This is a genomic window from Kosakonia oryziphila, assembly GCF_900094795.1.
Classification (GTDB): Bacteria; Pseudomonadota; Gammaproteobacteria; order Enterobacterales; family Enterobacteriaceae; genus Kosakonia; species Kosakonia oryziphila.
Map to the genome: position 1 here is coordinate 1 of NZ_FMBC01000081.1, position 8,987 is coordinate 8,987.

Annotated in this window: 8 protein-coding genes and 1 pseudogene; 7 read left to right on the plus strand and 2 right to left on the minus strand. The window is 51.9% G+C overall.

All coding sequences use genetic code 11. From position 1 onward, the window contains the following. From GA0061070_RS23410 to rbsR, 7 genes and pseudogenes are all read left to right on the plus strand, one after another. Positions 1–324, plus strand: a pseudogene (locus tag GA0061070_RS23410) (IS4 family transposase); the annotation flags it as partial. 204 nt (positions 325–528) lie between these two features. Then, positions 529–948, plus strand: a complete 420-nt coding sequence (gene rbsD, locus GA0061070_RS23415) for a D-ribose pyranase (RefSeq protein WP_090138843.1) — start codon at positions 529–531, stop codon at positions 946–948. Between the two features lie 7 nt (positions 949–955). After that, positions 956–2,461 (plus strand): ribose ABC transporter ATP-binding protein RbsA, encoded by a 1,506-nt coding sequence (rbsA, locus tag GA0061070_RS23420; protein ID WP_090138845.1) that lies wholly within the window; start codon positions 956–958, stop codon positions 2,459–2,461. A 5-nt stretch (positions 2,462–2,466) separates the two neighbouring features. After that, complete coding sequence (rbsC, locus tag GA0061070_RS23425; protein WP_090138848.1) at positions 2,467–3,432, plus strand: ribose ABC transporter permease; 966 nt, start codon at positions 2,467–2,469, stop codon at positions 3,430–3,432. 26 nt (positions 3,433–3,458) lie between these two features. Further along, positions 3,459–4,349, plus strand: coding sequence for a ribose ABC transporter substrate-binding protein RbsB (gene rbsB, locus GA0061070_RS23430; RefSeq protein WP_090138850.1), 891 nt, complete (start codon positions 3,459–3,461; stop codon positions 4,347–4,349). Positions 4,350–4,461: 112 nt separating this feature from the next. Beyond that, positions 4,462–5,391, plus strand: a complete 930-nt coding sequence (rbsK, locus tag GA0061070_RS23435; protein WP_090138858.1) for a ribokinase — start codon at positions 4,462–4,464, stop codon at positions 5,389–5,391. Positions 5,392–5,394: 3 nt separating this feature from the next. After that, positions 5,395–6,387: a ribose operon transcriptional repressor RbsR gene (gene rbsR, locus GA0061070_RS23440; RefSeq protein ID WP_090138852.1), complete on the plus strand. Its 993-nt coding sequence runs from the start codon at positions 5,395–5,397 to the stop codon at positions 6,385–6,387. On the opposite strand, the gene mdtD is transcribed toward rbsR, so the two are convergent. Together mdtD and GA0061070_RS23450 are read right to left on the minus strand one after the other, a co-directional pair. Next, positions 6,379–7,782: a multidrug transporter subunit MdtD gene (gene mdtD, locus GA0061070_RS23445; protein ID WP_090138854.1), complete on the minus strand. Its 1,404-nt coding sequence runs from the start codon at positions 7,780–7,782 to the stop codon at positions 6,379–6,381. The genes rbsR and mdtD overlap by 9 nt on opposite strands. Before the next feature lie 11 nt (positions 7,783–7,793). After that, positions 7,794–8,483: a FadR/GntR family transcriptional regulator gene (locus GA0061070_RS23450; protein WP_090138857.1), complete on the minus strand. Its 690-nt coding sequence runs from the start codon at positions 8,481–8,483 to the stop codon at positions 7,794–7,796. Positions 8,484–8,987 lie beyond the last annotated feature (504 nt).

Here is an 8,987-nt window from a genome sequence, read left to right on the forward strand (position 1 = left end):
CCGGAGCTTGTGGAGCAAGAGCTGTGGGGTGTCTTACTGGCTTATAATCTGGTGAGATATCAGATGATTAAAATGGCGGAACATCTGAAAGGTTACTGGCCGAATCAACTGAGTTTCTCAGAATCATGCGGAATGGTGATGAGAATGCTGATGACATTGCAGGGCGCATCACCGGGACGTATACCGGAGCTGATGCGCGATCTTGCAAGTATGGGACAACTTGTGAAATTACCGACAAGAAGGGAAAGGGCCTTCCCGAGAGTGGTAAAGGAGAGGCCCTGGAAATACCCCACAGCCCCGAAAAAGAGCCAGTCAGTTGCTTAACTGACTGGCATTACTTTTAATGAGGGGTTTTATGTTATTTATGCCTGTGAATTTCAGTTAAGCTAATCAGGCTGTTTTTTTCATCACATCCAGACGCGAAACGTTTCGATATCGATCACACTTCTGTAACTCAGGCATAGTTATAAGATTATTCTTTGTACTACACTGCGTTCAGCGAAACGTTTCGCTAGTGGAGCATAAAAAATGAAAAAAGGTCGTGTATTGAACGCTGACATTTCGTCAGTTATCTCTCGTCTTGGTCATACCGATACGCTGGTGGTATGTGATGCCGGGTTGCCGGTGCCGCGTAATACGCAACGCATTGATATGGCGCTAACGCAGGGCGTACCGTCCTTTATGCAGGTGCTGGATGTGGTAACAGCCGAAATGCAGGTTGAATCCGCTATTCTGGCGCTGGAAATCAAACAACATAATCCGCAGCTCCACGAAACGTTGCTTAAGTCTCTTGAGCAACTGCAACAACACCAGGGAAACACCATAGAAGTGCGGTACGTTTCGCACGAGCAGTTAAAAAAACACACCGCGGACAGCCATGCGGTGATTCGCAGCGGGGAATGTTCCCCGTTTGCGAATATCATTCTCTGTGCTGGCGTCACTTTCTGAGGCCATTATGGACGCGTTACTGCAACTTAAGGGGATCGATAAAGCATTCCCCGGCGTTAAAGCGCTTTCCGGCGCGGCGCTGAACGTCTATCCAGGCCGCGTGATGGCGCTGGTGGGTGAAAATGGTGCCGGTAAATCCACGATGATGAAAGTGCTGACGGGGATCTATACCCGTGACGCTGGTTCGCTGTTGTGGCTGGGAAAAGAGACTACCTTTAACGGCCCAAAATCATCGCAGGAAGCCGGTATCGGTATCATCCACCAGGAATTGAACCTGATCCCGCAGCTCACCATTGCTGAGAACATTTTTCTCGGCCGTGAGTTCGTCAATCGTTTCGGCAAAATCGACTGGAAAAAGATGTTTGCTGATGCTGACAAGCTGCTGGCCAAACTGAATCTGCGCTTTAAGAGCGATCGGCTTGTCGGGGAACTCTCCATCGGCGATCAGCAAATGGTCGAAATCGCCAAAGTGATGAGCTACGAATCGCAGGTCATTATTATGGATGAACCCACCGATGCTTTGACGGACACTGAAACTGAATCGCTGTTCCGCGTGATCCGCGAGCTGAAATCGCAGGGGCGCGGCATTGTCTATATTTCCCACCGTATGAAAGAGATCTTCGAGATTTGCGATGACGTGACGGTTTTCCGTGACGGGCAGTTTATCGCCGAGCGCGAAGTGGCCACGCTCACCGAAGATACGCTGATCGAAATGATGGTTGGCCGCAAGCTGGAAGACCAATACCCACGGCTGGATCAAGCGCCGGGCGAAGTGCGCCTTACAGTCGATAATCTGTGTGGTCCCGGTGTGGAAAACGTCAGTTTCAACCTGCGCAAAGGCGAGATCCTTGGCGTCGCTGGGTTGATGGGCGCAGGCCGCACCGAGCTGATGAAAGTGCTGTATGGCGCACTGCCGCGCACCAGCGGTTATGTGACACTCGACGGCCATGAAGTCATTACCCGCTCTCCGCAGGACGGGCTGTCGAACGGCATCGTCTATATTTCAGAAGATCGTAAGCGTGACGGCTTAGTGCTTGGCATGTCGGTGAAAGAGAATATGTCGTTGACGGCGCTGCGTTACTTCAGTCGCGTAGGTGGTTCGCTGAAGCATAAAGATGAACAGCAGGCAGTGAATGATTTTATCCGTCTGTTCAATGTGAAAACGCCATCAATGGAGCAGGCAATTGGTTTGCTCTCCGGCGGTAACCAGCAAAAAGTGGCGATTGCCCGTGGTTTGATGACTCGGCCGAAAGTGCTGATCCTCGACGAACCGACGCGCGGTGTTGATGTTGGGGCGAAAAAAGAGATTTATCAGCTTATTAACCAGTTCAAGGCTGACGGGCTGAGCATCATCCTGGTCTCCTCTGAAATGCCGGAAGTACTGGGAATGAGCGATCGCATTATGGTGATGCATGAAGGGCATCTCGGCGGTGAATTCACGCGCGAGCAGGCCACTCAGGAAGTGTTGATGGCTGCCGCTGTGGGCAAGCTTAATCGTGTGAATCAGGAGTAAAAAAGATGACTACCCAGGCTGTTTCTGGTCGCCGTTATTTCAGCAAAGCATGGCTAATGGAACAAAAATCGTTAATTGCTTTGCTGGTGCTGATTGCGATTGTTTCGACCATGAGCCCGAACTTTTTTACCGTCAATAACCTGCTGAACATCCTGCAACAAACCTCGGTGAATGCCATTATGGCTGTGGGGATGACGCTGGTTATCCTGACCTCGGGAATTGATCTGTCCGTCGGTTCCCTGCTGGCGCTCACCGGTGCCGTTGCAGCATCGATGATTGGCGTGGAAGTGAATGCGCTGGTGGCTGTTGCTGGCGCATTGGCGCTGGGAGCTGCGATCGGCGCCGTTACCGGGGTGATAGTCGCGAAAGGCCGCGTACAAGCATTTATTGCGACGCTGGTGATGATGTTGCTGCTGCGCGGCGTAACGTTGGTTTACACCAATGGCAGCCCAATCAATACGGGATTTACCGCTAACGCAGATATTTTTGGCTGGTTTGGTATTGGCCGCCCGCTCGGGGTCCCGACGCCAGTTTGGCTGATGGCTGTGGTCTTTATCGCCGCCTGGTATTTATTGCATCAAACCCGCCTGGGCCGCTATATCTATGCTCTGGGCGGTAACGAAGCGGCGACACGCTTGTCCGGTATTTCCGTCGATAAAGTGAAAGTTATCGTCTACTCACTGTGCGGCTTGCTGGCTTCACTGGCGGGCATAATTGAAGTGGCTCGTCTCTCTTCTGCCCAGCCTACTGCGGGTGCCGGTTATGAACTGGATGCTATTGCTGCGGTGGTATTGGGCGGAACCAGTCTGTCTGGCGGTAAAGGTCGCATTGTTGGGACGTTGATCGGCGCATTGATTCTGGGCTTCCTCAATAATGGATTGAATTTGTTGAGCGTTTCCTCCTATTACCAGATGATCGTTAAAGCAGTGGTGATTCTGCTCGCGGTGCTGGTAGACAACAAAAAGCAGTAATTACCTACACAACAGGACTCGTGAATATGAACATGAAAAAACTGGCCACCCTGGTTTCTGCTGTTGCACTGAGCGCCACCATTAGCGCAAACGCGATGGCGAAAGACTCTATTGCTCTGGTGATTTCCACGCTGAACAACCCGTTCTTCGTCTCCCTGAAGGATGGCGCCCAGAAAGAGGCGGATAAACTGGGGTATGACCTGGTTGTCCTGGATTCTCAGAACAACCCGGCCAAAGAACTGGCCAACGTGCAGGATCTGACCGTTCGCGGTACCAAACTTCTGTTGATTAACCCGACAGACTCCGATGCTGTCGGCAACGCGATCAAAATGGCTAACCAGGCAAAAATCCCGGTAATTACCCTCGACCGTGTAGCAAGCAGTGGTGAAGTGGTAAGCCACATTGCATCTGATAACGTGCTCGGCGGCAAAATTGCTGGTGACTACATCGCTAAAAAAGTAGGTGAAGGCGCGAAAGTTATCGAACTGGCTGGTATCGCCGGGACCTCCGCCGCACGTGAACGTGGCGAGGGTTTTCAGCAGGCTGTTGCCGCTCATAAATTTAACGTGCTGGCCAGCCAGCCGGCAGACTTCGATCGTACTAAGGGCCTGAACGTTATGCAGAACCTGCTGACGGCTCACCCGGATGTTCAGGCGGTCTTTGCCCAGAACGATGAAATGGCGCTGGGCGCGCTGCGTGCCCTGCAAACTGCCGGTAAAACTGATGTGATGGTGGTAGGTTTTGACGGTACGCCAGACGGTGTAAAAGCAGTAAATGACGGCAAACTGGCAGCAACGGTTGCTCAGTTGCCGGAGCAGATTGGCGCGAAAGGCGTTGATACCGCAGACAAAGTGCTGAAAGGCGAAAAAGTCTACGCGAAAAACCCGGTTGACCTGAAACTGGTCATCAAGCAGTAATAAGCAGTTCAGACGGTGGGCTTGAACCTGCCATCTGGGGACAACGTAAAAATAAAGAAAAGCATGGCACGCGCCACCGGGAACGGTGGCGCACTTTATGGACAAGTTCATCATGAAAACCGCAGGCAAACTCGTCGTCCTTGGTAGTATCAATGCCGATCACATTCTTAACCTTGAATCTTTTCCGACGCCGGGCGAAACCGTCACTGGTAGCCAGTATCAGGTGGCTTTCGGTGGTAAAGGCGCAAACCAGGCAGTTGCCGCTGGGCGTAGTGGCGCCGATATCGCTTTTATCGCCTGTACGGGCGATGACGACACGGGGGTGCGCGTTCGTAAGCAACTGGAAAGCGATCATATTGATGTGGCACCAGTAAGCGTTGTTGCGGGTGAATCCACCGGCGTGGCGCTGATTTTTGTTAATGGCGAAGGTGAGAACGTTATCGGTATTTATGCGGGAGCGAATGCGGCGCTCTCGATTGAACGCGTAGAAGCGCAACACGCGCTGATTGCGAACGCATCGGCGTTGTTGATGCAACTGGAGTCACCGGTAGACAGCGTACTGGCTGCTGCGCGTATCGCGCAGCAGAACCACACGACCGTAGCGCTTAACCCGGCTCCGGCGCGAGAGCTCTCCGATGAACTGCTGGCGCTGGTGGATATCATCACACCAAATGAAACCGAAGCGGAAAAATTAACCGGTATCCGCGTTGATAGCGATGAAGACGCCGCGCGCGCCGCGCAAGCGCTTCATGCCAAAGGGATCAAGACGGTAATTATTACCCTTGGCAGCCGTGGCGTATGGGCAAGTGTTAGTGGTGAAGGTAAACGCGTACCCGGTTTTAAAGTGAAAGCCATTGATACCATCGCCGCGGGAGATACCTTTAATGGCGCGCTATTGACGGCATTGCTGGAAGAGAAAACGTTAGATGAAGCGATCCGTTTTGCTCATGCAGCAGCGGCGATTGCCGTCACGCGTAAAGGCGCGCAACCTTCTGTTCCGTGGCGCAAAGAGATTGATGATTTTCTCTCTCAGCAGGGGTGAAACTTGGCCACCATGAAGGATGTTGCCCGCGTGGCGGGCGTTTCCACCTCAACGGTATCCCATGTGATTAACAAAGATCGCTTTGTCAGTGATGCTGTTCGGGATAAGGTGGAAGCGGCGATCAAAACGCTGAATTATGCCCCTTCCGCGCTGGCGCGGAGCCTGAAAATCAATCAGACCCGCACCATCGGCATGCTGATAACCGCCAGTTCTAACCCCTTTTATTCCGAGCTGGTACGCGGTGTTGAGCGTAGCTGTTTTGAGCGCGGTTACAGCCTGGTGTTGTGCAATACCGAAGGCGACGAACAGCGGATGAACAGTAATCTGGAAACGCTGATGCAGAAGCGCGTCGACGGGCTTCTGCTGCTGTGCACCGAGACCCATCAGCCTTCGCAAGAGATCATGCAGCGCTATCCTTCTATACCGACCGTAATGATGGACTGGGCTCCGTTTAACGGTGATAGCGATCTGATTCAGGATAACTCCTTGCTGGGTGGCGATATGGCAACGCAGTATCTGATCAATAAAGGATTCACGCGTATAGCCTGTATCACCGGGCCGCTGGATAAAACGCCTGCGCGTTTGCGTCTGGAGGGGTATCGCGAAGCGATGACGCGCGCTGGATTAACTATTCGCGAAGGCGATGAAATCGAGAGCAACTTTGAGTTCGGTGGCGGTTTTGAGGCTATGCAGGCATTACTGGCGATGAATGAACGCCCGCAGGCGGTTTTTATCGGCAACGATGCTATGGCCGTTGGCGCATACCAGGCCTTGTATCAGTCCGGGCTGAAGATCCCGCAAGATATGGCGATTGTCGGTTATGACGATATTGAACTGGCGCGCTATATGACTCCCCCGCTCTCCACTATTCATCAACCAAAAGATGAACTGGGTGAGCTGGCAATTGATGTGCTTATTCACCGTATTGCTGAACCGGGTTTGCAGCAACAGCGGTTGCAGCTCACGCCGATTCTGATGGAGCGCGGTTCAGCCTGATTTTTTGTGGCGCTCTTTGATCAGATTGAGGCCATCTTTCGCTTTCAGCAGAAAAAAGACCAGCGCGGAGAGCAGCGTGATAGCGCCCATGGTTATAAAGGTGTAGTGGAACTGCTCTACGGTATTTATGCTATCGAACCCTTCATAGAAACGCAGCACCGCAGCGCTGATCGCGACCCCCAGGCTTATCGATAACTGTTGTGTGACCGCCAGGACACTGTTGCCGCTGCTAGCGTTTTCATCGGTTAAGTCCGCCAGAGTAATGGTATTCATCGAGGTAAACTGGGTGGACATCGCCATCCCCAGGATGAACAGTGGCAGTACCAGCATCCATACTGCCATCGCAGGGGTTTGCAGCGCGAGCTGGGCAATCATCAAACCAATAAATAGCGTAATGCCAACCAGCGTCTTGCGATAACCGAACCAGCGCAATATCTGCGTGACCATGGATTTTGCCAGAATAGAGCCCAGCGCGGTTGGTGCCATCATGCAACCAGCAATCAGCGCGGGATAGCCAAAACCGACCTGCAACATCAGTGGCATCAAAAACGGTATGCAGCCCGTTCCCAGGCGGGAAGCAATGTTTCCGGCGATGCCGACGGAAAAGGTGCGGGTGTTAAATAGATTGAGTGAAATCAGCGGAGCAGGATGGCGGCGCGCGTGGCGGACATACACCCAAAGCAAACCGAGACCGCTGAAGATAATCGTAAAGACAATCCAGCTGGCGACCAGCTTCTCTCCAAATAACTCCATGCCGCTGGAAAACAGCACAAGGCTTAAACCAAAAAGGAAAAAACCACCCATATCGAAGTTTCGTCGTGGCGTGGTGAAATTCGGCATATATTTCCGCGCATAGAACAGACCAGCGATACCAATCGGGATATTAAGCAAAAAGATCCAGTGCCAGCTTGCCCAGGTAACCAGCACGCCGCCCAATACCGGGCCAAGAATCGGACCAACAAGCCCAGGCATGGTGACGAAGTTCAGGACCGGTAGCAATTCACTGCGCGGATACGCGCGCAGTAATGCCAGACGGGCTACTGGCATCATCATCGCACCGCCAATCCCCTGGATGACACGGAATACAACCAGCATTGACAGTGAGTTGGAGAGCGCGCACGCCAGGGAACCGAGGGTAAACAGGCTTACCGCCAGCATAAATACCCGACGAGTGCCAAAACGGTCTGCCAGCCAGCCGCTCATCGGGATCAGCATTGCCACGGTCAGCGTGTAACTAATAATGGTGGATTGCATCGCCAGCGGGGAACGGCCCAGGCTCTGTGCTATTGCGGGTAGGGCTGTGTTAAGAATGGTGGCATCCAGTGCCTGCATAAAAAAAGCCATTGCTGCGATCCATGGCAGGCCGGCCATACTGCGCGCTTTCTTATCTGTCATACCAATTCCCGTTAATTAGGCGTATTCAGTAATAACTGGCTCGCCCGGAATGCGCTCTCACCGTCGCTTTCCTGAATGGCGTCAACTATCGCCTGGTGAAGGTCGAGTTTGATCGCTTCATTTTGCGTGATAGAGGTAAAGTAGGTGTGGTAAATCGAGTGAAAGAGTGAAGCGAAAGAGATAAGGAAGGGATTATCACTCATCGCGTAAATGTGTTCGTGCCAGGCCATATCCACTTCAATCCAGCGTTCGCGGTTAAAGTCTTTTTTCAGGCTAACCATCTCTTCCATTAAGGTATTGAGATGCGCTTTTTGTTCTGCACTGGCGAGTGTTGCTGCGAGCAGGCAAGCTTGAGGCTCAAGGCTGCTGCGCATAATAAGGAAGTGCTGAAGGATTTCCTTGAAGTTATCCTCATGCATCCACCAGAACAACAATTCTTTATCAAGGAAGTTCCAGTTGTCGCGGGGCATTACCCGGGTACCAATACGCGGGCGAGGCAAGACCATCCCTTTTGCGGTTAATGTCTTTACCGCTTCCCTGACTGCGGTGCGGCTGACGCCAAACTTCTCACCCAGTTCCATCTCACCAGGTAAAATCGAGCCCGGAGCATATTCACCTTTCAGGATCTGTTGCGCCAGTTTCTCTGCGAGCACCCAGGAGATGTTTTTCTGCGCGGCAAGCTGTTGTGCGTTTAAAGGCATTATTTATCACTCCCTTTTTTCTTTCTATCACTCGCTAGTATGCCATTCGATATCTGTCAGTGGTGGCAAAAACAGCAAGATCATCATTTCATGACGCTTTTTACCGCGTTTTGTTGAAAAAAAATACGGTTGAAAAGTTTTTTCAAATTAGGGGTTGTCAGCCGGAATTAACTCCCTATAATGCGCCTCCACTGACACGGCACAACGGCAAACACACCGGCCTGTCAGGTGAAGAAATCTGAAAATAACCAGTTGACTTCACGGCGGGAAAGCGTAATATGCACACCCCGCGCCGCAGCGAAAACACAGCGGCACTGCTCTTTAACAATTTATCAGACAATCTGTGTGGGCACTCAGGTGACATGGATTCTTGATGTCTTCGGACAAAAAATGAATACCAGGTCTCTCGGGTGAACACGTAATTCATTACGAAGTTTAATTCGATGAGCATCAAACTTTAAATTGAAGAGTTTGATCATGGCTCAGATTGAACGCTGGCGGCAG